The following is a 232-nucleotide window of genomic DNA, read 5'->3' as shown; positions in this document are numbered from 1 at the left end:
GGCCGATCTCGGTCGCGAGCTGCCAGACGATGCGGTCCTGCGCGGCGCGGATCACGGGCACGGTCAGCCCCGCATCGGTCTGCGCCGCCATGCCCAGATGGAGCGCCCCGTGCCGCGTCACCACGCCCGCCTCGTCGTCATAGCGCGCGTTGAGCATCGGGAAGTCGGGAAGCGTCTTGCAGATCGCGACGAGCATCAGCGGCAGCATCGGCAGCTTGGGCCGCCCGCCGCG

1 protein-coding gene is annotated in these 232 nt (G+C 72.0%); it reads right to left on the bottom strand.

Going from position 1 to position 232, the window contains the following annotated elements; translation table 11 throughout:
* A partial coding sequence (locus AC0CH3_RS18045; protein ID WP_465238150.1) for a 2-oxo acid dehydrogenase subunit E2 occupies positions 1 to 232 on the bottom strand: 232 nt, incomplete at both ends.

The sequence above is a fragment of the Sphingomonas sp. AC449 genome (genome assembly GCF_979253475.1).
Note: the sequence above shows the minus strand (reverse complement) of the source record. Positions and strands in the feature narration are given on the sequence as shown.